The organism is Negadavirga shengliensis (genome assembly GCF_042652345.1).
Taxonomy (GTDB): domain Bacteria; phylum Bacteroidota; class Bacteroidia; order Cytophagales; family Cyclobacteriaceae; genus Negadavirga; species Negadavirga shengliensis.
Genome location: NZ_JBHSJJ010000006.1, coordinates 159,547 through 183,859 on the forward strand (window position 1 = coordinate 159,547; position 24,313 = coordinate 183,859).

General features: G+C 45.5%; 14 protein-coding genes. 13 read left to right on the top strand and 1 reads right to left on the bottom strand.

Features of this window, described 5'->3' with window-relative positions:
• The first annotated feature begins 11 nt into the window (after window positions 1-11).
• The 11 genes from ACFPFU_RS12350 to ACFPFU_RS12400 all read left to right on the top strand — a co-directional run bounded on the left by ACFPFU_RS12350 (window position 12) and on the right by ACFPFU_RS12400 (window position 20,480).
• Entirely contained in the window at window positions 12-1,631 is a 1,620-nt protein-coding gene (locus ACFPFU_RS12350; RefSeq protein WP_377065201.1) for a RagB/SusD family nutrient uptake outer membrane protein, read from the top strand.
• Window positions 1,632-1,891: 260 nt separating this feature from the next.
• Window positions 1,892-3,739: a 3-keto-disaccharide hydrolase gene (locus ACFPFU_RS12355; protein WP_377064916.1), complete on the top strand. Its 1,848-nt coding sequence runs from the start codon at window positions 1,892-1,894 to the stop codon at window positions 3,737-3,739.
• Between the two features lie 116 nt (window positions 3,740-3,855).
• Window positions 3,856-5,811, top strand: a complete 1,956-nt coding sequence (locus ACFPFU_RS12360) for a c-type cytochrome (protein ID WP_377064917.1) — start codon at window positions 3,856-3,858, stop codon at window positions 5,809-5,811.
• Window positions 5,812-5,927: 116 nt separating this feature from the next.
• Window positions 5,928-8,186: a GH92 family glycosyl hydrolase gene (locus ACFPFU_RS12365; protein ID WP_377065203.1), complete on the top strand. Its 2,259-nt coding sequence runs from the start codon at window positions 5,928-5,930 to the stop codon at window positions 8,184-8,186.
• A gap of 622 nt (window positions 8,187-8,808) precedes the next feature.
• Window positions 8,809-11,982 (top strand): SusC/RagA family TonB-linked outer membrane protein, encoded by a 3,174-nt coding sequence (locus ACFPFU_RS12370; protein ID WP_377064919.1) that lies wholly within the window; start codon window positions 8,809-8,811, stop codon window positions 11,980-11,982.
• A 12-nt stretch (window positions 11,983-11,994) separates the two neighbouring features.
• Window positions 11,995-13,779, top strand: a complete 1,785-nt coding sequence (locus ACFPFU_RS12375) for a RagB/SusD family nutrient uptake outer membrane protein (RefSeq protein WP_377064921.1) — start codon at window positions 11,995-11,997, stop codon at window positions 13,777-13,779.
• A gap of 319 nt (window positions 13,780-14,098) precedes the next feature.
• On the top strand, window positions 14,099-15,256 hold the full coding sequence (locus tag ACFPFU_RS12380) for a glycosyltransferase family 4 protein (protein ID WP_377064923.1): 1,158 nt from the start codon (window positions 14,099-14,101) through the stop codon (window positions 15,254-15,256).
• A gap of 85 nt (window positions 15,257-15,341) precedes the next feature.
• The gene (locus tag ACFPFU_RS12385; RefSeq protein WP_377064925.1) at window positions 15,342-16,163 is read left to right on the top strand and encodes a polysaccharide biosynthesis/export family protein; all 822 of its coding nucleotides are present in this window, start codon (window positions 15,342-15,344) and stop codon (window positions 16,161-16,163) included.
• Window positions 16,164-16,165: 2 nt separating this feature from the next.
• Complete coding sequence (locus tag ACFPFU_RS12390) at window positions 16,166-18,613, top strand: GumC family protein (protein WP_377064927.1); 2,448 nt, start codon at window positions 16,166-16,168, stop codon at window positions 18,611-18,613.
• A gap of 9 nt (window positions 18,614-18,622) precedes the next feature.
• Window positions 18,623-19,669 carry a dTDP-glucose 4,6-dehydratase gene (rfbB, locus tag ACFPFU_RS12395; protein ID WP_377064929.1) on the top strand — a complete coding sequence of 349 codons (1,047 nt, stop codon included), beginning with the start codon at window positions 18,623-18,625 and terminating at the stop codon, window positions 19,667-19,669.
• Between the two features lie 16 nt (window positions 19,670-19,685).
• Window positions 19,686-20,480 (top strand): thymidylate synthase, encoded by a 795-nt coding sequence (locus tag ACFPFU_RS12400; RefSeq protein WP_377064930.1) that lies wholly within the window; start codon window positions 19,686-19,688, stop codon window positions 20,478-20,480.
• Window positions 20,481-20,482: 2 nt separating this feature from the next.
• On the opposite strand, the gene ACFPFU_RS12405 is transcribed toward ACFPFU_RS12400, so the two are convergent.
• Window positions 20,483-21,298, bottom strand: coding sequence for an aminotransferase class IV (locus tag ACFPFU_RS12405; RefSeq protein WP_377064932.1), 816 nt, complete (start codon window positions 21,296-21,298; stop codon window positions 20,483-20,485).
• A gap of 246 nt (window positions 21,299-21,544) precedes the next feature.
• Here ACFPFU_RS12405 and ACFPFU_RS12410 point away from each other — a divergent pair, with 246 nt between their 5' ends.
• Window positions 21,545-22,888: a TolC family protein gene (locus ACFPFU_RS12410; RefSeq protein ID WP_377064933.1), complete on the top strand. Its 1,344-nt coding sequence runs from the start codon at window positions 21,545-21,547 to the stop codon at window positions 22,886-22,888.
• Window positions 22,889-22,901: 13 nt separating this feature from the next.
• Window positions 22,902-24,206 (top strand): efflux RND transporter periplasmic adaptor subunit, encoded by a 1,305-nt coding sequence (locus tag ACFPFU_RS12415; RefSeq protein WP_377064935.1) that lies wholly within the window; start codon window positions 22,902-22,904, stop codon window positions 24,204-24,206.
• Window positions 24,207-24,313: the final 107 nt, after the last annotated feature.

Genomic DNA, 24,313 nt, shown 5'->3' on the forward strand with positions numbered 1-24,313 from the left:
AGGAACAAATGATGAACAAATTATATAAGAAAATAAGCTTGACGATTGCAGGTTTGTCTGCTTTTACGATAGGATGTACTGATCTGGACGAAAACGTTTATAACCAGTTGACCAAAGATAATTTTTACAACAACCGTGTAGAGATTATGCAAGGGGTGTTGCGTCCTTTTACCCATATGCAAGCCTGGCTTGCCCCTACGGGTCAGAATGGTTTCTATTACCACGGCGAAATGGCGGCAGATCAGGTGGCCTGGCCCCAGAAAGGCCGGCATGGTTTTGACGGAGGTGACCATATCAGGCTGCATTACCATGCCTGGACTACCCAAGAACCAAGGATGAGAACAGCTTGGGCTTTGATGTGGGAAGGTGTAGGTTATGTCAATTCGATTTTGGAGGACCTGGAAGGACTGGACTTTTCCCAAGCCGGCATGGATGAAGCCGAAAAGGAATCGATTCTGGCGGAAGTACGTGTGATGCGCGCGTATCACTATATGAGAATCATGGACATGTGGGGCAATGTGCCTATCATTACCACGGTGGGCACACCGGTAAACCCTCCTACTGCCAGCAGGGCCGAAGTTTTTGAGTTTGTAAGGCAGGAACTGGAAAACAACGTTGAATTGTTGCAGCCGCTGTCTCAGGAAGTGGTGGGCAGGGTGTCTAAAGCCGCTGGCTATGCCATGTTGTCTGAACTTTACCTCAATGCGGAAAAGTGGGCCGGAACACCGATGTGGGATCAATCCATCGCTTACAGCGATAAAGTGATCAACGGTGACGGAGGGAGCCTGAATGGCCCCATGCGTTTGGATCCTGACATTTTGGGACCTTTTAACAACACCAATCACCTTTCACCGGAAAACATTTTCCAATTTGCTTTTAGCAGGGAAGGCGGGTTTACCTTCAACTGGGCCGGATTCTATTTTGGATACGGTAACATGGCTCCGGCATTGGGTGTAACTTACAGTGGTTGGAATGCCTTTGTCGTGATTCCTACGGCTTTCGACGCGTATCAGGAGAATGACCGACGAAAGTCCGAATGGTTTTTGTTTGGTCCGCAATATCAGCTGGGAACAAACAACCCAATCCTGGCTACCGAAGAATATGAAGGTGAGCAACTGGTGTATGTCAATACCATCAGAAGGAACAGTGAAGGCGAGACGGGTGAAGGGGGTATGACCCGCGGAGAAGAAAACAGTGGCGCACGCTTTCACAAGTACCGCTCAGGCACATCCTCTGACCCTAACTATTGGGAAAATGATTACATCATTTACCGATTGACAGAAATCTACTTCAACAAAGCGGAGGCCCTTATCAGAAAAAATGGGGGAATAGCCCCCCAGGAAGCAGTGGATTTGATCAATGCAAGTAAAAGCAGGGCATTTGACGAAGCGGAGTGGGCAAGTGAAGCTTATACGACTGCCACCTTGACCCTCGATGAGCTGCTGGCTGAAAGAGGCCGGGAATTTATCTTCGAAGGGAAAAGGAGGACTGACCTGATCCGGTTTGGTAAGTTTGTGACGGAATCATGGTGGGACCACGCGCCTTCCAATGACCCTAACCTGGAGTTGTTCCCTATTCCGGATATACAAATTGTGTCCAATCCCAATTTGCAGCAAAATCCGGGATATTGATTTTGAGATTTTAAAGTGTTCATGAAGTTGTCCCAAAAGCAGACGCTGCTTTTGGGGCAACCTCTTTTATATCTTGTTGATTGTTGAGTATATGTATAGAAATTACCACTTGGCAGAAAGGTCACCCAATTGCATTTAACAAAAAATAGTATCATTTTTAGCTCCGAAATTATCGCATTCAAACCCATCTAACCCGCAAGAACGTGGTTTAAAATATTAATAATCAATAACTTAAATTCTATTAATCAAAATAAATTTTCATGCAAAAGCATTTATTGTCGCGACAACTACCACGCTTCCTGATGGGGCTGGTACTAACAGGATGCTTCCTCACCGGCCTTAACCGGTCACTAAAAGCCCAGACTGTGATCGGTCTGGAAAACCTTGACGCCTTCGAAAAACCAGGTAAGACCTGGAGCATTGCCGGAGGGGTAGACGTGGATTTAGAAGAAAAGGGAGTGATGACCGGCACCAAGGGCAGCGGTATTCTGGTCAATATTCCTACAAAAAAAGATAAAGGCCAGGACCTTTATACGAAGGAAACTTTTGGAGATATGGATCTGGAAGTAGAATACACAGTGGCAAAAGGTTCCAATTCAGGTATCTATCTCCAGGGAATGTATGAGATCCAGATTCTGGACAGTTGGGGGGTCCGCGTCCCCAGGGCAGGTGACAACGGAGGAATCTATGAGCGATGGGATGATGCCAAACCTGATGGTCAGAAAGGTTATCAGGGATATGCTCCCCGACAAAATGCAAGCAAGGCCCCCGGACTTTGGCAGCATCTGAAAGTGTCCTTTCAAGCTCCCAGATTTGATGAATCCGGCAATAAAACAGAAAATGCCAGGATACTTTCCGCCGAACTGAACGGTGTGACCATCCACGAAAATGTAGAACTTTTTGGCCCTACAAGGGGAGCTATGTCCGGGAAGGAAATGGCCAAGGGTCCTTTGCGCATTCAGGGAGATCATGGGGCGGTGGCGTTCCGGAATTTAAAAATCGATTCCTATGATAAAAAAAGGCCCGAACTTGCGGACATCAACTATCAGGTATTTGAAGGCACTTTTGACAGTGAACCCGATTTCGGTCAATTAAAACCCTCAAAAACCGGAAACCTGGAAGTGCTTTCTTCAGACTTTCGTACAGAGACTTCCCGGTTTCTGATCAGGTACCAAGGTAAACTGTTGGTTCATGAACCGGGAGATTACCGGTTTGGCATCCAATTGCCTGGGGGCGGGGGAGTATTGAGGATCAACGGGGAGGAAGCCGTTTCCCCCTCTAGAAGCAGGAGAAGTGAGCCTGTAAGGCTGCCGGCAGGGGAACATGCTTTCGAACTCATATACGCCAAGAGTCAGGATTGGGCGCCTACTGCCGTCGGATGGACAGTTTCAGGCCCGGGAATCAGGGAGTTTCAGCTGGGCAATAGCGCCGGTGCCGGCAGGGGCACGGCAGACCCCATACTGGTGGACCCGAAAGAACGTCCCCTACTGAGGAGTTTTATGGACATTCCGGGCCATGACCGGGTGACACACGCGCTGTCAGTGGGTTCTGAAGCCAAGGTTCATTATACTTATGACATGGATTATGGCCATATTGTCCAGGTATGGAGAGGTGAGTTTTTGAATGCCACCCCTATGTGGAACAGCCGGGGTGACGGTTCATCCAGGCCGGAGGGAGCCGTGGTTCGTTTTGGCAAACCGTCATTTACAATAGGCCTGCTGGATAGCAATGATGCGCCTTGGGTAGCCGATACCACAGGCACCGCATTTCGCCCCTTGGGTTACCGCATCAAAAGCAAAGAAAACCACGTGGCCTTTACCTACCGCCTCCATAATGCCGTAGTGGAGGATGATTTGTTGGTATTGGAAGAGGGACAAGGCCTCAGACGCGTCCTATCCATTGAGGGACCTAAAGACAAAATGTACCTGAGACTGGCCGAAGCGGAACTGATAGAGGATTTGGGAAAGGGTTTATATGCAGTGGGCGATCGTTCCTATTATGTACAGCTCAATGGCAATACAGGTGCGGCCAGCATCCGGAAGGTGTCTGGCAAACAGGAGTTGTTGTTGCCGGCTGGAGATAAAATTGAATATACATTGCTGTTTTAGAGAAGAATAGGATTGAAACAAAAGATGAAATCAAGCATGACGGGATCGTCACAAACTGGGATGATTATAATACATGCGAGATTCCATATGGCCTATTAAGAACAAATGATAATCATATGAAAAATTTAAAAAATACCGCGTTCGCATTTTTCCTTGTTGTTCTTGGATGGAGCATGGGCGCTTATGCCCAAGAGTCCCCTACGGAGGAGGATTATTTCAGGATCATGAAAGTGAGCGCCCCTGAAGGCACCTTGCTCGAAGTGGGTGGATTGACCGTAATGCCCAATGGTAATCTGGGCGTGGCAACGCGAAGGGGGGATATTTATATTGTGGAGAACCCCACCAGTGCCCGGCCTTTTTTCAGGAAATTTGCATCGGGATTGCACGAGGTGTTGGGGCTGCGTTATGTAGATGGCAGTTTTTACTGTGCCCAGCGGGGTGAACTTACCAAGCTGACCGATACCAATCAGGATGGCAAGGCCGATTTGTATGAAACCGTGTATGCATGGCCGGTATCTGGTCATTATCATGAATATAGCTATGGCCCTGTGATAGATGAGGAAGGCAATTTTTACGTTTCCGGAAACCTGGCTTTTGGCATTGACGGCCAGTGGTGGAGAGGGGACAGCAGGGTCCCTTACAGAGGTTGGGTGATGAAAATCAGCCCTGATGGTCAGATGGAGCCCTGGGCAACAGGAATGCGTTCCCCAGCAGGTCTGGGCCACATTGACGGAAAGCTTTTCTATACCGAAAACCAGGGGGACTACATGGCTACAGGAGGCATCTGGCACGTGAAAAAAGGCGCCTTTGTAGGACATCCCGGAGGATTGCAGTGGACCAACCTGTCCAACTCCCCATTGAGTCTCACCATGGAAGCGTTCAACAAAGTGGTTGATCCAAGGTTGATAAAAGATGATCAGGGGAGGTACATCAAGCCGGAAAACATGGTAGAGGAAGAATACATCACCATGTATCAGGCCAAAGAGCAGCTGCCCGATTTGACTTTGCCAGCCGTATGGTTTCCCTATGGTATCCAGGGTATTTCCACCTCTGAACCCATAAAAATCCCTGAGGGACATTTTGGCCCGTTTGCTGGACAGCTTTTGGTGGGAGACCAGGGACAAAGCAAGATCATGCGTGTGGCATTGGAAGAAGTCAAAGGAGAGCTACAGGGCGTGGCCATCGATTTCAGAAGCAATTTCCGTTCAGGTGTCCTGCGGATGGCCTGGGGTCAGGACAAATCATTGTTTGTAGGTGAAACCAACCGTGGGTGGGGGTCAGCAGGCGATGCCAACGAGGGCCTGGAAAGACTGGTTTGGAACGGAGAGGTTCCATTCGAAATGAGAACCGTAAAGGCCATGCCGGATGGTTTCGAAATCGAATTCACCAAACCTGTTGACAGGAAATCCGCAGAGGATCTCGCTTCTTATTCGGTACAGACTTTTATCTATAAGTACCACCCCGTGTATGGCAGTCCGCCGGTAGCCAATGAAACCGCCTCCGTGCAAGGGGTGAAAGTCTCAGCCGATGGACTTAAAGCCCGGATCAAGGTGGACGGATTGAAACAATACCATATCCACCATATCCTGTTGGACGGGGTAAGAGAGAAGGATACTTACTATTCGCTTGTACATCCCTCTGCCTATTACACGCTGAACAATATACCTGATGGAGCGGCTTTGGCAGCCAATGAAATGAGCACTTTCAATTCGTCCGTGAAGCAGGAAGAGGCGCAGCCCAAAAACGTCACCCCAAAAGCTTTGGCCCAGGCGACCCAAACCGGACAAAAGCAGGAGACTAAGGCGGTCAAGGAGACGGTAGATGAAGATCTTATAAAAACACTTTTGAGCAAACATACCTGTATTGCTTGTCATAACAAGGACACCAAGCAGGTTGGTCCCGCCTACAAGGATGTGGCCAAGAGGGATTATTCCGCAGAAAAAATCGTGGAACTGATCCATACACCGGAGCCCCAAAACTGGCCGGAGTATGCCACGCCCATGCCGCCCATGCCCCATGTGCCCAAGGAAGACGCGTTAAAAATCGCACAATGGATCAACACCCTGAAATAGTGGAAAACAGTTTTGATCAAAACACGCTGGGAACCTCTTGGGAACCAGTGTGTTCCTTTTTTGACAGAAGTCTATTGAAACAAATAGCAGCCATTTTGATGGGCTGTTTTTTGTTTATGTTAAATGGATTTGCGCAGGACGTGTATGTGGACCGGGTGGAATCCCCCGTGGATTGGGTAAATCCCTTGATGGGAACCGATTCCAAGCCGAGCTTTTCCAACGGCAATGTTTACCCGGCTATAGCCAGGCCTTGGGGCATGAATTTCTGGACACCGCAGACCGGAAAGATGGGCAACGGCTGGATCTACTCCTATTCGGCTGACCGCATCAGGGGTTTCAAACAAACCCATCAGCCTTCTCCGTGGATGAATGATTATGGTCAGTTTGCCATCATGCCAGTGACGGGCAAGCCGGGGTTTGAAGAAGACGACCGTGCCAGTTGGTTTAACCATAAATCCGAGACCGTCAAACCCTACTATTACAGTGTCTATCTGGCTGATCATGACGTTACCGCTGAGTTCACGCCTACAGACAGGGCTGCTTTTTTCCGTTTCACCTATCCCGGAACGGACGAGGCCGGACTGGTGATTGATGCTTTGGATGGCGGGTCTTTTATCAAAGTCATCCCGGAGGAAAATAAAATCATCGGTTACACGACCAAAAACAGTGGAGGGGTTCCGGATAATTTTAAAAACTACTTTGTCATCTACGTTGATAAACCCATCGAATCCGTACATACTTTTAAAGACGGGTCCCTTGTCCAGGTGTCGGAACAGGAATCGGATCATGCGGGTGCCATTATCACTTTTTCTACTCAAAAAGGGGAGCAGGTCCATGCAAAAGTTGCTTCCTCCTTCATCAGCTTTGAACAGGCGGAACGCAACCTAAAAGAGATAGAAGCCAAAAGTTTTGAGGTGGTCAAAGAGGAAGGAAGGGAAATCTGGGACGCCATGCTCGGCCGTATTGAAGTTGAAGGGGGAACCGTGGAGGATGTCCGGACATTTTATTCCTGTCTGTATAGATCAATGCTTTTTCCCAGAAAATTTTATGAATACGATGAGCAGGGAAACGTCATGCATTACAGTCCGTACAACGGGGAAGTTTTGCCGGGTTATATGTTTACCGATACCGGGTTTTGGGATACGTTCCGCTCCTTGTTTCCTTTTCTGAACCTGATGTTTCCAGAACTTAACAGCCGGATGCAGGAAGGCCTGGCCAATGCCTATAAAGAAAGCGGCTGGCTTCCTGAATGGGCGAGCCCGGGATTACGAAACGTGATGATAGGCAACAATTCGGCGTCTGTAGTGGCCGATGCCTATCTCAAGTTGGGACAACAATATGATTACGACATCGAAACCCTTTATGAGGCCCTGTTACATGGGGCCAACAATGAAGGGCCGTTGACAGCAGTGGGAAGGGCAGGTGCTGATTATTACAATGAGATGGGCTATGTGCCCTATGATGTGGGTATCAATGAAAATGCGGCCCGGACGTTGGAATACGCTTATAACGACTTCACCATTTACCGGCTGGCCAAAGCACTGGACCGGCCAAAGGAAGAAATTGAGCTGTACAGAAAGAGGAGCCTGAATTATAAAAACCTTTTTGATCCCGGGGCAGGTCTTATGCGCGGAAAAATGAAAAACGGGGAGTTCATGAAGCCGTTTGACCCTTTCAAATGGGGGGATGCTTTCACGGAGGGCAACAGCTGGCATTATACCTGGTCGGTATTTCATGACGTGGAGGGTCTGATCGGGCTAATGGGGGGCAGAGAAGCCTTTATTCAAAAGCTGGATGAAGTCTTTGATCTCCCTCCAGTCTTTGAAGAAAGTTATTACGGCTTTGTGATCCATGAGATCCGGGAGATGCAGGTCGCCGACATGGGACAATATGCCCATGGCAACCAGCCCATACAGCACATGATCTACCTTTATAATTATGCAGGAGCCCCTTGGAAGGCGCAGTATTGGGTAAGGGAAACGATGGACAGGATGTATAAACCTACACCGGATGGCTACTGCGGTGACGAGGACAATGGACAGACTTCCGCCTGGTATGTTTTTTCTGCCATGGGATTTTACCCGGTTTGTCCGGGGACAGACGAATATGTGATGGGCAGCCCCCTGTTCAAAAAAATGACGGTTAAACTGGAAAATGACAAGACGCTTATCATCGAAGCACCGAAGAATAAAAAGGAGAACCGTTACGTAAATAAACTTTGGTGGAATGGCCAAGAACGTACAGCCAGCTGGGTCAGCCATCAGGAACTGATGCAAGGAGGCGTATTGAAATTCGAAATGTCGGACCAGGCCAACCCTGTCAGAGGGACGGGTAATGAGGACTTTCCTTTTTCTTTGAGTAGGGAAAACAAATGATGTGATGAAACTTTTTTAATCAACTAAAAGGGGCTGGGATGATCATCATGCCAGCTCTTTTTTTGGATTAGAAAAAAGTATCCATTTAGTTATTTGAGCTTAATGAAAAATAATGTTTCAGAATATCTTAAAATATGATTAACTATTTTTGTTGAATGAATTATTTGTTATTTTTTTAAATATAAAATAATAAGATTACATGATTTTATCTTTAACTATGGTTGTTTTGTTTTTTTTTAATAAAAAACTTTCTGTTTTAGAACAAAAAATTGTAAACTTGCTTCGAAGTTATCTCAAAAGGTTTTGAACAGTACTTGGTATAACTTGCATTGATTCAGATACTTGACCCAAAACCCAACTATTATGTCATATATCTCTACTGTTTTAAGTATGGCAGAAATCACCCGTGCCAAATTTTTGGAAAACAACCTATCTACTCCTTTCCACTGTTGATGTATGTAAGTAATTATTGAGGGTTAATTAATAGTTATATAGTTTAGTTATTGATTAATGTAATTTAATAAATAATATTATTGATTATAGTATATAAAAATAATTTATATTTTAAGTTTTACAATAATAATTGAGCTTTATTTAAATTAAACAATAAACCTATTTATTTATGTTGAGAATGTACAAAGTGCTTAATTTGTCATTGTTGCTTGTCCTGGTGAATGCATCCCTTGCATTTGCCCAGAGAGAAGTGACGGGCACAGTCTCGGATGACCTGGGTGACCCCCTGCCAGGAGCAGCTGTCTTGGTAAAAGGAACCTCCAGTGGGACGGTTACGGATATTGATGGACAGTACACCATAAGTGTGCCAGATGATGATGCCGTTTTGGTGTTTTCGTTTCTCGGATATACCAACAAAGAAGAAATCGTCGGCAATAGAAACACGGTTGACGTCCTGTTGGAGCAGGGTGTCAGCGGTTTAGATGAAGTAGTGGTTACCGGATACGGCTCTCAATCCCGTCGAGAAATTACCGGGGCAGTGACATCTGTTGATGCTGATGAGCTGTTGTCCATCCCGGCTACGACTTTTGCTCAACAACTTCAGGGACGGGCAGCAGGGATCAATATCGTCAACGACGCCACCCCCGGTGGCAACGCCACTGTGCGGATCAGAGGTTTCGGCACCATTGGTAACAATGATCCCCTATATGTGATTGATGGGGTACCGACCCAGAACCAGGCTAACCTGAACCCCAATGACATTGAGTCCATACAGGTGCTCAAAGATGCCTCGGCGGCGTCCATCTACGGATCCAGGGCTGCAAACGGTGTCGTGATCATCACAACGAAGAGGGGCAAGGTGGGTAAACCGTCTATTTCTTTTGATGCTTACTATGGAACACAAGCGGCGGACAATAGGCCAAACCCTTTAAATGCTGAAGAGCTGGGAAGGTACCTATACCAAGCAAACCTCAATGCTGGCAGAACACCCAGTCACGGACAGTATTCATGGGGACCGAATGGTGAAGTGATGATCCCTGACTATGTTTTTCCGAGCGGTGCCATGGAGGGGGACCCAGCTACTGACCCCAGCCTCTATGCCCTGGAACCGGGAAATATATATCCTATTACCCGCGCTGCGGATACCGACTGGTGGAATGAAACCACCCGTACCTCACCTATACAAAGTTATCAGATTAGCGCCAACGGCGGTACGGAGAACGGCAGATATGCCCTGTCGTTAAATTATTTCAACCAGGAAGGTATAGTGAATGATATAGGATATGAAAGATACTCCATCAGGGCGAATACGGAGTTTCAGGCATTGGACAACAAGTTGACCATTGGGGAAAACCTTACTGCTTCCTTCGATAATCGAAAAGGGGGGTTTGGTAACAATCAGGAACAAAATGCCGTATTCAGTTCATATTTGCAGCACCCTCTTTTACCAGTATATGATATTATGGGGAATTTTGCAGGAAGCCGGGGAGCTAACCTTGGCAATAATTTTAACCCTGTGGCTGTATTGTCCCGGCAGCAGGATAACCGTAATATGAGGTTAAGGATCTTTGGCAATGTGTATGCGTCCTATGATGTCACCGATAATATTATGGTAAAAACGAGTTTTGGAATTGATGGCAACAACAGAAGGGGGAGGTTTATCGGGAGACCCCAACCTGAATATGTCGAAGGAAACTTTATCAACAGCTCTACTGCGGAAAATGCATATTCCTATCAGTGGGTATGGACTAACACCATCAGCTATACCAAAACTTTTAACGATGTGCATGCCATTGATGCCTATCTCGGTGTAGAATCCATCAAAGAATTTGGCGAGATCTTCGGGGCGGCCAGGCAAAGGTATCCGTTTGAAACAGTGCCTGTCATAGGCTATCTGGATTTAGGCGATCCCACCACTGCGACCAACTTTGGCTATGTTCAATCCGATTACAGGTTATATTCTCAGTTTGGAAAAATAAACTACTCATACGATGGAAAATACATGGCCCAGTTTATTTTAAGAAATGACGCTTCGTCCCGGTTTTTGGCAGCGTCGAGAAATGCGGTATTTCCAGCCTTTAGTTTGGGATGGCGGCTTTCGGATGAGGCCTTTATGGCTGATGCTTTGCCGTTCGTTTCCGATATGAAATTGAGGTATGGATGGGGGATGACAGGTAATCAATTGATCGGTGATTACAATGCTTTTACTACTTACCGTTCCAATATATTTAACGCGGGCTATCCCATCGATGGTTCTACCTCAAACCCCAGGATTGGCTTTGATACCCAAAGATTCGGTAATCCTAATGCGAGATGGGAAACCACGACCTCTAATAACCTGGGTTTGGATGTAGAAATGTGGGATGGAAAAATCTTCTTCGAATTTGATATATGGAACCGGGTTACCACAGACATGTTGTTTCAGCCCCCCATCAGTTATGGACACGGAGATGCTATCGCCCCGTCAGTAAACGTCGGCCAAATGACCAACAAAGGACTGGATCTGAATCTGGGTTATAACGATACTGGCTTGGGCGGTGACCTAAGGTACAGTGTTTCAGCCAACTATTCTATGTATAGAAACAATGTCGATGTCTTGGATGAGAACGAAGACAATGTGTTTTTTGGAAACACTTCGCGGGTTCCTGCCGTGACGGTGACACAAGCGGGGTATCCGATTTCATCTTTTTTTGGTTATAATAATCTGGGCATTTTCCAAACCCAGGAGGAAGCGGATGCCCATCCACCATATGGCAATTATAATGCGGTAGGCAAGTTCAAGGTCGAAGATGTGAACGGAGATGGTATTATCGACGATAATGACAGGACAATTATTGGAAATCCCCATCCCAAATTCGTTTATGGGGTAAACGTCAATGTTGGATATAGAAACTGGGACCTGACTTTATTCGGCAACGGTTCTGTAGGTAACGATATTTTTAATTATATGCGCTATTGGACTGATTTCAATACATTCCAAGGTAACAAATCGAGGGATGCCTTGTACAATGCCTGGACTCCTGAAAACCCCGGAGGAACCACGCCTATAATGGATGCCGATGACCAGATCAGCAGCCGTCCCTCAAGTTATTTTATTGAAGACGGGTCCTATTTTAGGCTAAGGAATGTTCAGTTGACTTACAGCCTTCCACAGCCAACACTGAATGCACTTGGACTCACCAGAGCTTCGGTATACTTTCAAGGTCAAAATCTGTTGACCATCACCAATTATACCGGGATGAATCCCGAAATCCAAACCACGGTGGACAGTACTTTGGGCTTTGATGGCGGTTACATGCCCGTCTCCAGAAACTTGATTTTAGGCTTGAATGTGACATTCTAACCAGCGAAAACAATGAAAAAGATAAAAACCAAATATATAAAAGTTGTATTGTCAACATTATTGGCAGGAGGGGTGACATTTTCCTGTAGCGATGAATTTCTTGAAACGGTTCCACAGGGACAGCACAGTACCATAGGACTCACTAACCCAGATGGGGTAGAGGGGATTCTTATCGGGGCATATTCGATGATTTCCGGTTATGGACTGGACGGACAATCCTCCTGGAATTCCTCCATAGATAATTGGGTGTACGGGGGCGTTGTTTCTGACGATGCTTACAAGGGAACTGATGCCGGTGACCAGCCCGAACAGTCTTTTCTGGAACGGTACGACTATCAACCCACAAATGTACATATCCGGAATAAATGGCGGTCGGTATACAAAGGAATAGCTAGATCAAACGACGTACTGAATACGCTAAAGGAGACGGAAGATGTCAGTGATGAGAGAAGGGCTCAGATTATTGCCGAGGCAAGGTTTTTGAGAGGCTTTTTCCATTTTGAGGCTAGAAAAATGTGGAGAAGAGCCCCCTACATCGATGATGAACAGTTTGATTTGGTAGACTTAGAAAGTTCGAAGGTTCCCAATGACCGGGAAATCTGGCCCGACATAGAAGCGGATTTTGAAGCGGCCATGAACGTACTGCCAGAGATTCAGGATGAAGTCGGAAGGCCTACGAAATGGGCCGCACAGGCCTTTTTGGCAAAGGCAAAAATGTTCCAGGGCTGGGACCAGGAAACAGGTGCCGCCAATGTTTCAAAATTGGAAGAGGCCAAACCTTTATTGGAAGACATCCTGTTGAACGGAGGGTTTTCGCTGGTCCCCACTTTCGAGGAGAATTTTCTAGTGGGTAGAAGGAACAATGAGGAATCCATATTTGAAATTCAGTTTGCAATCAGCAGTGCCAATCAACAAGCTTCGAATGAAGGTACTACCTTGAATTACCCTTATACAGATCCATGGGGGTGCTGCGGATTTTATCAGCCTACCCAGAATCTGGTTAACGCCTACAAAACCTCAGATGACGGTCTTCCTTTGTTGGAAACCTTCAATGACGAGGACGTTACCAATGATCAGGGACTCTCCTGGAACGCACCATTTGAGCCCTATGAAGGTCCTTTGGACCCTAGGCTCGACCATACGGTGGGTAGGAGAGGAATTCTTTTCAAAGGATTCAAAATACATGGCAGTGATTTTATCAGGGATCAAAACTATGCAGGTCCTTATTCCCCGAAGAAACACCTGGCTGAGCCCGCCTATTTTGGGATTGGACCCAACCCTCGGCTTTCTGCAAATAATTATAGAATCATGAGATTGGGAATGGTCATTCTCTGGCTTGCGGAGATTGAAGTGGAATTGGGAAATCTCGAAAGAGCAAGGGAACTCGTCAACATGATCCGGGAACGCGCCGCCAATCCTGACGGGTTTGTTCCCCGGGCAATACAAGGGTCAAGCAGGAACGACTTTAATATTGTGGAAGATGAGTATGCTGCTAACTATGTTATCAATACTTATAACCAGCCTTGGACTGATCAAGTTACTGCCAGAGAAGCGGTACGGTTTGAAACAAGGTTGGAGTTTGCTATGGAAGGTCATAGGTTCTTCGACCTGCAAAGATGGGGCATTGCTGCGGAAGTATTGAATGAATACTTACGTGTTGAAAGTAATAAACGAACGTATTTGAATGGCGTTTCCTTCACGAAAGGGCGGAATGAATTCTTTCCGGTACCTCTCGAAGCCATTGAAAGATCATATAAAGATGGAGCTCCAACTTTAGTACAGGATCCGGCTTTTTAATTTGAGAGTGCATATAGACAAAAAAAGTGAGGAGATCCTCACTTTTTTTGTTTGGTATGCCCGGTGTGTCATCCGGCCGATTCTCTTAATCATGGAGTTAGAGATATTCCTTTTTTGAGTAATATAAGTGAAACAAATCCATAAATACCGTTTACCGATGGGCTTGTTACGCCAAATAGGTGCTTTGGATTCCATTTCCATAAAGTTTTCGGTCCGATTATTGTCCCGAAAGAGAAACTAAATATTGTGATATCAATATTTTTCTCAATAAATTCTAAATTACAACTAACTTTACCCTTTTATAATAAGAGATAACTCCATGCCTAAATTAATCAGGATAACCACCGTCCCTTTGTCATTGAAATTGCTTTTGAAAGACCAGATGAAATTCATGAGCAAGGCTGGGTTTGAGGTGATCATGGTAAGTGCTGACGGCAAGGAATGGCGGGATGTATTGAAAAATGAAGACTGCCGGCACGAGATCATCCCATTTACCCGAAAAATCACACCTCTAAAAGACCTTTATTGTATATGGCTACTGGTGCAGCTTTTTAAGAAAGAAAAGCCCGACGTGGTCCATACCCATACCCCCAAGGCAGGCTTATTGGGAATGATTGCGGCCAGATTGGCCAGGGTACCGGTTCGGATCCACACAGTGGCAGGTTTACCCCATACGCTTAGTTCAGACAGTAAGCGCAGACTTTTAATCCGTACGGAAAAACTGACCTACCAATTCGCCACAGAGATTTGGCCGAATGCACAGTCGCTAAGGGACTTGATTTTATCTGAAGGGCTGGCAGAACCCGAAAAAGTGAAAGTGATCGGGGAAGGGTCCTCAAATGGGGTTGATCTGGAAGTATTCGACCGGGCCAATTTGCAGGAAAACCATCTCGTAGCCGCGACGATGAGGGTTTCTCCCGGTGAGAATGAATTTGTGATGTTGGCCGCTGGCAGGTTGGTAAAAGACAAAGGTATAGAAGATTTGGTGGAAGCTTATCTGGCTTCAAAGATTGTTAACCGGTCCAAGCTGGTACTGCTGGGGGACTTTGAACAGGAACTTGATCCTCTGGAAAGGAAAACAATCAATAAGATCAATGATCATCCAAGGATCGTCCATGTTCCCTGGACCGACCATGTGCCCTATTACCTGGCCATTTCGGATGTGTTTATTCATGCCTCATACCGGGAGGGGTTTCCTAACGTCATGTTGGAGGCCGGTGCTATGTGCTGTCCGGTTATCTGTTCGGATATCCCGGGAAATACAGAACTGGCAAAACCGATGAAAACCGCTTTGGTTTATCCTGTAGGTCAGGTAGATGCACTTAAAGAGGCCATGGAGTTTGGCTTCGTAAAAAGAGAGGTGATGCAGGGGTTTGCAGAGAACCTTTATCAGCTCGTGCGGTCCAAGTATGACCGTAAATTGGTACATCAGGAGATTTTGAATCAATATTATCGTTTGTTGGATAATGGAAAATGATGAATAAATTTAAAAATCCCATTTATTTTCATTCCGTACTTATTTAATTAATTTTGGCATTGATCTTTAAGGACTTTTAAGGTACATGATGAGGATAGTCCCCGTGTTGATGTTGTCGTTTTTGGTTGCTTCCTGTATCAGCAATAGGAGGATCAATTATTTGCAGAACCTGTCAGGCAATGATCCTATCGGCTTGGATGAATTCATTCCTTACGCCGATGTGGATTATGAATATGTCCTTCAGCCTTTTGATATTATTGATATCGACTTTGCTTCAGCCAACGAAGAGCTGCTTAAAGCCTTTGAGTATCAAGGAGCTAACAGTGCAAGAACGGGCAGAGGTGGAATGGGCGCTATGGGTGGAGCGATGGATATTTTTTATTTTTCAGGATATCCTATAGATAAGGACGGCTTTATAAGGGTGCCTATCCTGGGCCTGATCCAAGTGGCTGGCTTGACCGAAGAGGAGGCCAGGCAAAAAGTGCAGGGGGAGATTAATGCCTATTTCAAAGAGAATGTGGATGTGAGGCTTAGAATAGGAGGCATAAGGTTTACAGCTTTGGGCGAATTCCGAAGCGTGGGGACAAAAATGATCCTTAAAAACAGGGCAACCATTTTTGATGCATTGGCCATGTCCGGAGAATCCGAAATCCTTGCAAAGAAAAACGAACTATTTCTGATCAGGCAATACGATGGGGGTACGAAAATACACCAGGTTGACCTTAATGACAGGAGACTTTTGGCTTCACCGTTCTATTTCATTCAGCCGAACGACATCCTCTACCTTCAGCCTATGAAAGTCAGACAGGTAGGATCCGGTGAAAATCTCTCCGCCTCACTGCAGTTGGGGGTTTCTGTCCTCACGGCTTTGTTATTTCTTTACGGGATTACTTCAGGTATTTTTTGATTATGGAGCATTTGGATCTTTCAAAGTTTGAGGAGCAGGAAAAGCCGACAGACGTCAAGTACTACCTCATTAAATATGCCCGCTATTGGCCTTTGTATATTTTTTGTATGGGTCTGGGCTTGATTGGTGTCTTTTTATTTCACAGGTATACTGTGGAGCGGTTTGAAGTCAGAGGAAGTGTGATGGTAAAACGAAATACCTCTCCGGAGGTAAGGATACTCGACAGGTCGAATATCTTTTCGGGTGGGGAAAACCTTACCAACGATATTTTGCTCTTCACGTCAAAAAACCTGGCCGAAGAGGCCCTGAAAAAGCTGCATTTTGATGTGAGCTATTATGCAGCCACCAATATCAAAGAGATTGAATTTTATAAGAATGCCCCTATCCGTATCGATGTGGACTGGGGTCATCCCCAAGTGGAAGACAAAAAGATGCTTTTGCAGATCATTTCGGAGGATGAATTCAGAATAGGCAGTGAAGAAAATAAACTTTTGGACCGCTTCTTTTGGGACAACCAATACGTGGAGGACGAACTGGATGTTTTTGGAAAAACATACCGGTTTGGGGAGGAGGTCAGGGGAGGCAGGACCAAATTCACGGTGCACCTGTTGAACCCTTCCCGCGTGGGGGATATGGTGGAGTTCATGCTTCACCATCCCAATACCTTGGTGGACAAGTACTCCAAATCCGTTCAGGTAAGGCCATTGATCAATTATGGATCGGTGCTTGAAGTCAGCATGGTTACAAAAATTGTGGAAAAAGGCAGTGATTATGTCAATGCCTTGATGGATTCCTTTTTGGAATATGATCTTAAAGAAAAGAACCTGATTTCAGAGAATGCCTTAAAATTTATCGAAGAGCAGCTATACATTGTGGAGGATTCCCTGCGCTCCGTCGAAAGTAGAATGCAACGATTTAAAGTGGACAACAAACTTTTGGACGTGGATGCGGAGTTTGGCGGTGTTCTGGCTAACATCCAGCGACTGGAAGAAAGTGTACAGGCCGTAGATTTGGAGCTGTCTTATTACCGGACATTGAGGGCCTACCTGGAGAGCAAAACAGCCAATTATGAAGAGGTAGTAGCTCCCTCTGTTATCGGGGTTTCGGATGGACTGCTAAGTGAGCTCATACAGAGCCTGGTGGTACTTTCGCTGGAAAGGAGAAAATTGTTGTCCGTCGCGAAAGAGACGCATCCGGATGTCAGAGTCCTGGATCAGCAAATTGACAGGCTAAAAGAAAATCTGTTTGAAAACATCCATAACCTGATCCAAAACACCGAGGTAAGGAAGCAGGAGTTTGCGGATCAGCTTCGTTCTTATGACAGGCAATTTTCCAATTTGCCACAAGCTGAATCCAATTATACCAACATTTTCAGAGAATATAAACTCAGGGAAAATCTATATACTTACCTGCTGGAAAAGCGGGCCGAGGCGGGGATAGCCAAAGCCTCCAACGTGCCGGACAACAGTATAGTGGATTATGCAAAAAAAGGTACGCTGATATTCCCCAAAAAGCTGCAAAATTATGCCTATGCCATGGGACTGGGTTTTTTCATTCCTTTTGGCTTTTTGTTTTTATACCACTTTTTGAACACCCGTATCATGGACCAGGTGCAGCTCAAAAGCATTTTGAGGATGCCTGTCTTGGGTACCATCGGATATAGCGACAAAAAGACCAATCTACTTGTAGCCGAACACCCCCGATCTGTTACATCTGAATCCTTTAGATCCTTAAGGTCGGCCCTTTTTTACATGGCAAGTGAAAAAAAATGCAAGAAAATTCTGGTAACCTCAAGCATATCCGGGGAAGGAAAGACCTTTATCAGCCTTAATATAGCCTCAGCCATGGCTTTGAGTGGAAAAAAAACATGCATTTTGGGCATGGACCTTAGAAAACCTAAGCTTTCCAGCTATTTGAAGGTATCGAATAAAAAAGGCCTTTCTACTTTTTTGGTCAACAAAAACTCAGCGGAGGAAATCATCATCAAAACCCCATACGAAAATCTATATATGGTTCCTTCTGGCCCGGTTCCGCCAAACCCCTCCGAACTGCTGTTGAAGGACAAGCTTAAGGTTTTTTTTGATGATTTGGAAAAAGAGTTTGACATCATTGTGATGGACTGTCCTCCGGTAGGGTTGGTTTCAGAAACCATGGATTTATTGCGGTTCTCAGACGTAAATTTGTATATTGTACGTTATGATTATACCCATAGAAATCACCTGCTGATGATCAATGACTTATATACAAGTGATCAGGTAAGTAATTTTTATGCGATTTTCAATGGTTTAAGAAGCGGAGGGGATACTTATGATTTTGCCGGTTATAATTATGGGTACGGTTATAGTTACTCATACATGAAAAAAAATAAATACAACGGTAACTATTATGAAGAAGACCAACTTTCACGAACCCATTGGTTCAAGAAATTAATATCGAAATTCAGGGTTTAACAAAGCACTATGCAAAAATCTATTTTAATAACAGGGGGAGCAGGTTTTATTGGATCCCATGTGGTAAGACTTTTCGTCAATAAATACCCGGATTACAGGATTGTAAATCTTGACAGCCTTACCTATGCGGGAAATTTGGAAAACCTCAAAGATATTGACCAAGCTGCCAACTACCATTTCTCGAAGGTTGATATTGCCCATGAGGAGTTGCTTAAAGAAGTATTTAATGATTATCAGGTTACCGAGGTCATTCACCTGGCTGCAGAATCCCATGTGGACAGGTCCATCTCCGATCCGCTGGCATTCGTCAAAACCAATGTCATAGGCACGGTAAACCTGCTCAATGTGGCAAGGGAATTTTGGAAGGATAAACAAAATCATTTGTTTTATCACGTGTCCACGGATGAAGTGTATGGCTCCCTGGATGAGGGAGGGTATTTTACCGAAAAAACGCCCTATGACCCACAATCGCCTTATTCCGCCTCGAAAGCTTCTTCTGATCATTTTGTGAGGGCTTATGCCAATACTTATGGTCTGAAAACGGTGATTTCTAATTGTTCGAATAATTACGGTCCGAATCAGTTTCCGGAAAAATTGATTCCTCTGTGCATCCATAACATCAAAAACAACAAACCTCTTCCGGTATACGGAAAGGGAGAAAATGTCAGGGATTGGCTGTATGTGGAAGACCATGCCAGGGCCATTGATTTGATATTCCATCAGGGCAAGCCGGGAGCTACCTATAATGTCGGAGGGTTCAATGAATGGAAGAACATCGATATCGTGAGGTTGCTGTGCAAAATCATGGACAAAAAACTCGGCAGGAAACCGGGTGAATCAGCAGACTTGATTACTTTTGTAAAAGACAGGGCAGGACATGACTTGAGATATGCCATCGACGCCGACAATATTAAAAATGAATTGGGTTGGGAACCCAGCCTGACCTTCGAAACCGGGATAGAAAAGACCGTTGACTGGTACCTCAATAACCAGGATTGGTTGGAAAGGGTCACTTCCGGTGACTATCAGAAATATTACGAACAACATTACGGATAAAACCACTGTTTATTCCATGAGACAATACCATCAGTTACTTCAGCATATTTTGGACACGGGGGTTCAGAAAGGGGACCGGACGGGAACGGGGACGATCAGCGTCTTTGGTTACCAAATGCGTTTTAACCTGCAGGAAGGCTTCCCCTTGGTCACCACCAAGAAATGTCATGTTCGTTCCATTATTCACGAGTTGCTGTGGTTTCTGAACGGTGACACCAATATCCAATACCTGAGGGACAACAAAGTATCCATTTGGGACGAATGGGCTGATGAAAACGGGGATTTAGGTCCGGTGTATGGTTATCAGTGGAGGCATTGGCCGGATGGCGAGGGCGGAGAGATAGACCAGATAAAGAACCTTGTTCACCAGATCAAAACCAATCCCAATTCCAGGAGACTCATTGTGAGTGCCTGGAACGTGGCTGATGTGGATCAGATGGCTTTGCCTCCATGCCACTTACTGTTTCAGTTTTATGTGGCGGAAGGCAGGCTTTCCTGCCAGTTGTACCAACGCAGCGCCGATGTGTTCCTGGGCGTTCCCTTCAACATCGCTTCCTATGCACTGCTGCTTTCCATGATAGCCCAGGTGTGTGATCTTCAGCCGGGGGAATTTGTGCATACCTTTGGAGACGCACACCTCTATAATAATCACATAGACCAAGCCAGGCTACAACTTTCACGGAATCCCAGGCCATTGCCTCAGCTGAAACTGAATCCTGAAATAAGGGACATATTCGGTTTCAGGTATGAGGATTTTGAGATCCTGAATTATGATCCGCACCCTCATATCAAAGCAGCCGTTGCCATATAACCCTACCATGTAAACAACGCTTCCAAGAAAGGAATGGGATCGGTAGAGAGCATTTTCTCATCGATCCGCTGTATATAGGAGAGTCCACTGACGTTGGAGGTAAAAACCTGCTCTGCTCCGAGCAGGTCGTCAAAGGTGTAACTGCCTTCCTGGATTAGTTTCCCTTTTTTTTGGAGTATTTCGCAGATCATCGCCCGGCTTACTCCGGCTATCGCGTTGTGTTTAAGGGAAGGGGTATAATACTTGCCGTTTTTTACCCAAAAGATGTTAGCGCTACCGGCTTCACTGATAAAACCTTTGTCATCCGTAAGGATTACCTCATCCATCCCCTTTTCCTGCCTTTCCATATTGGCCATGACATAAGTAAGACCGTTTAAGGTTTTGCAATGGCTCCATGGAGAAGGGCATACATGAACGGATTCTGAGACATAAGCTTTGTTTTTGATGGCCGGAGCCGGAGAAAAAGGTTGGACGAACAGGGTTTCCTGTGGGGACGAGGTGGTAGGCGTGTATTTCCCTATCCCTTCCCGATAGATATTCCATCTGATCCTTAAAGGAACATCTGCGGGAAAATTTTTGCGTACATATTCCTCAATCTGCTGGACTGAGGAAACCGAATTTTGCCTCAATTTCAATACATCCATTCCTTCCTTCGCCCGCTTTTGGTGAGCATCTGCAAAGCGTATTCTCTTTTGGGCAAATACCATGGTTTCAAAAATACCGTCTCCAAAGAATGCCGCACGATTCGCAAAAGCCACATCGGCAGCTAAAAAGGTAGCACCCGCTTTTTGAAGAAATACTGTCTCAAAACCGGTCATTTCACTGTTCGTTTTCGTACATAATTTCATCCTGTATAGAAGAATAGATTGTTAAAATTAATTAAATATATAGTATAAATGGTGTGAATTGATGTTTTGGTTATTAAATTGTCATGCAGAAAATTTTTTAGCATAGATATTGAAAAAAATGTTGGATCGGTTAATCTCATTGTATATGAAGGGGTGCACGCCACGACAATTTATGCCCTTGTCTACTTGTCAGAATATAATTAATTTCTTTACATTATGAGGAAGATTTACTTTTTTGCCATTGGCATGTTGATTCTGATGGAAAATGAAGTTTTGGCTCAGGATTTTGATATTGAAGCCCTGAGTTTGGAGGAATGCGTCATCATTGCCATAGAAAATAATCTCAACCTGAAAAGGAGTGAACTGAACCTTTTGAATTCGGAAGCGGCATTAATGGAAGCAAGGGGGCAACAGCTGCCTTCTTTCTCTGCCGGGGCATCTTCCGGGTTTCGCTGGGGAAGGTCCATTAATCCCGTAACCAACCTTTTTGAGACCAGGCGGATAGGAAATGTGAATATTTCAGCCAGTTCCAATTTGCCCATTTATGCAGGTGGACAGATCAGGAACAGTATCAAACAGGCCCAGCTGGAGGTGGAAACCAGCAGGTTAAATGTAGCGGCCACTGAAAACGATATTACGCTCAATGCCATCAACCTTTTCATCAATGTGGCATTTGCCAGGGAGCAATTAAATATAGCGCGGTCCCAACTAAAAACCACTCAGGATCAACTGGAAAGGACCAGACGGTTGGTGATGGCAGGAGCGCTGCCCAGGGGAGACCAACTTGATTTGGGAGCGCAGACCGCTACCAATGAACTGGAAGTGATCAACGCCGAAAACAACCTCCGCATTGCCAGATTAAACCTGTCACAGGCCCTTCAGTTACCTTTTACAGATGAATTTGATATAGTGGTGCCGGAAGTTGAAGTGGATAATTTGGAGATAGAGACAAAGGGCGTGGCCAATATTTACTCTGTGGCCACAGAACATTTACCTCAGATAAAAGCGGCAGAGTTGGGAGTAGAAAGTGCGGAGTATGGGGTGAGGATGGCCAAAGGTGCATTTGCGCCGACACTGGGCATCAACGCCAATGTGTTTTCCAACTATGTGGACCAGGTATCTTTTGGCACGGCTGACCCCTTAATGAGACAGTTTGAAAACAACCTTTCCCAGGCAGCCAATCTTTCTTTGAACATCCCGATTTTTTCCAATTTCAGGAACAGAGCAGGTGTGCAGAGGGCCAGGGTTCAGAAAAGATTAAGCGAAATTCAGGAAATAGAGACCAAAAACCAGCTACGGCAGGAAATTGAAACAGCATACACTTCTGCTTATGCGGCCAGACAGGCTTATAGAAGTTCACTGTTGAGAGTAGAGGCAATGGAGGAGGCGTTCCGCATGGCCACCCAGCGTTTCGATGTGGGAGCGATCAACGCAGTGGACTTTCAGGTTGCCCAGAATAATCTTTTCAATGCTCAGGCTGATTTAGTAACTTCGAAATATGAATATGTTTTCAGGGTAAAAGTGCTTGATTTTTATTTGGGAAACCCTTTATCATTGTAAATGAAAGACAAAAATGGCAAGAAAAAAATCCAACAGACTGATTTATATACTTTTAGGGGCAGTGGTCGTTCTGGCAGTCTTTATTTTTGCGGGAAAAAAGGCGGGCTGGATAGGGGGCGAAAAGGAGCTTGAAATTGAGACCGCGCTTGCGTCCAAAAGAAACATTACAGAAAAAGTAAGCGCTTCGGGCATTGTCCAACCTGAAATGGAGGTAAAACTGAGCCCCGATGTGGCAGGGGAGATCATTGAATTGAATGTCATAGAGGGGGATTCGGTGAAATTGAATGATCTTTTGGTCAAAATCCGGCCAGACAATTTTATTTCTGCCTTGGACCGCGCCCAAGCGACCCTAAACCAACAGATGGCCAACCTGGCCCAGTCCAGAGCTTCCCTGAAAAGGGCCGAAGCCCAGTTTACGAGGGCCAATCTGGCGTTTGAAAGAAATCAAAAACTGTATGAAGACAAGGTGATATCCGATTCGGATTTTGAACAGGCCAAAGCTGAATTCCTCACCGCCCAAAATGACCTAGAAGCCGCTGAGCAGACCGTTTTGGCTTCCGAATATATTGTGAAGAGTGCTAAGGCTACCGTCGATGAGGCCGCGGAAAACCTGAGGTTGACCAACGTGTATTCTCCCACCAATGGGGTGGTTTCCAAGTTGTTGGTGGAAAAAGGAGAAAGGGTGGTGGGCACCGCACAAATGGCAGGTACCGAGATGGTACGTATCGCGGATCTTTCCAGAATGGAGGTAAGGGTAAACGTAAACGAAAACGATATTGTACGGATCAGCATGAACGATACCACGATCATCGATGTGGATTCTTATGCCTTTAGTGGTAAAAAATTCACAGGGGTAGTCACTTCCATTGCCAATTCGGCCAACGAGAAGGCCAGTACCGATGCGGTAACGGAATTCGAGGTGAAAATCAAAATCCTCAACGACTCCTATGCTGAATTAGTGAACGAGAAAAACCCTTATCCCTTCCGACCGGGGATGACCGCAAGTGTGGAGATCATCACCAATAAAAAAGAAAATGTCTTGTCTGTCCCCCTGGCGGCAGTAACTACAAGGGAATCTGAAAGAACCGAGTCTCCGGATGGCAATTCAAAAATGAAGGAGTTGGTGTTTGTAACAGAAGGCAATCTGGCAAAAATGGTAGAAGTGAAAACCGGTATTTCAGACTTCGAAAACATAGAGATCGTGGAGGGTATAACCGAAGGGCAGGAGGTGATTACAGGCCCCTATTTTGTGGTCAGCAAACAACTCGAAGATAATAAGCCCGTCAAAAAACCGGAAAAAAAGAACGGTAAGCAGTAGTTGATTGGTGTGGATGCGGCAAAAAGCTGAAGCTTTTGACATCCGGCAGATTAAAATCCATTGTTCTTTCATTTTTTGCGTTGCTTTGTTCCGGTATGTCATTGTAC

Bases quoted from the DNA above. Each gene is read 5' to 3' on its own strand.
- ACFPFU_RS12350 (WP_377065201.1), top strand. From the start codon at position 12: ATGAACAAATTATATAAGAAAATAAGCTTGACGATTGCAGGTTTGTCT.
- ACFPFU_RS12355 (WP_377064916.1), top strand. From the start codon at position 1,892: ATGCAAAAGCATTTATTGTCGCGACAACTACCACGCTTCCTGATGGGG.
- ACFPFU_RS12360 (WP_377064917.1), top strand. From the start codon at position 3,856: ATGAAAAATTTAAAAAATACCGCGTTCGCATTTTTCCTTGTTGTTCTT.
- ACFPFU_RS12365 (WP_377065203.1), top strand. From the start codon at position 5,928: ATGTTAAATGGATTTGCGCAGGACGTGTATGTGGACCGGGTGGAATCC.
- ACFPFU_RS12370 (WP_377064919.1), top strand. From the start codon at position 8,809: ATGTTGAGAATGTACAAAGTGCTTAATTTGTCATTGTTGCTTGTCCTG.
- ACFPFU_RS12375 (WP_377064921.1), top strand. From the start codon at position 11,995: ATGAAAAAGATAAAAACCAAATATATAAAAGTTGTATTGTCAACATTA.
- ACFPFU_RS12380 (WP_377064923.1), top strand. From the start codon at position 14,099: ATGCCTAAATTAATCAGGATAACCACCGTCCCTTTGTCATTGAAATTG.
- ACFPFU_RS12385 (WP_377064925.1), top strand. From the start codon at position 15,342: ATGATGAGGATAGTCCCCGTGTTGATGTTGTCGTTTTTGGTTGCTTCC.
- ACFPFU_RS12390 (WP_377064927.1), top strand. From the start codon at position 16,166: ATGGAGCATTTGGATCTTTCAAAGTTTGAGGAGCAGGAAAAGCCGACA.
- rfbB (WP_377064929.1), top strand. From the start codon at position 18,623: ATGCAAAAATCTATTTTAATAACAGGGGGAGCAGGTTTTATTGGATCC.
- ACFPFU_RS12400 (WP_377064930.1), top strand. From the start codon at position 19,686: ATGAGACAATACCATCAGTTACTTCAGCATATTTTGGACACGGGGGTT.
- ACFPFU_RS12405 (WP_377064932.1), bottom strand. From the start codon at position 21,298: ATGACCGGTTTTGAGACAGTATTTCTTCAAAAAGCGGGTGCTACCTTT.
- ACFPFU_RS12410 (WP_377064933.1), top strand. From the start codon at position 21,545: ATGAGGAAGATTTACTTTTTTGCCATTGGCATGTTGATTCTGATGGAA.
- ACFPFU_RS12415 (WP_377064935.1), top strand. From the start codon at position 22,902: ATGGCAAGAAAAAAATCCAACAGACTGATTTATATACTTTTAGGGGCA.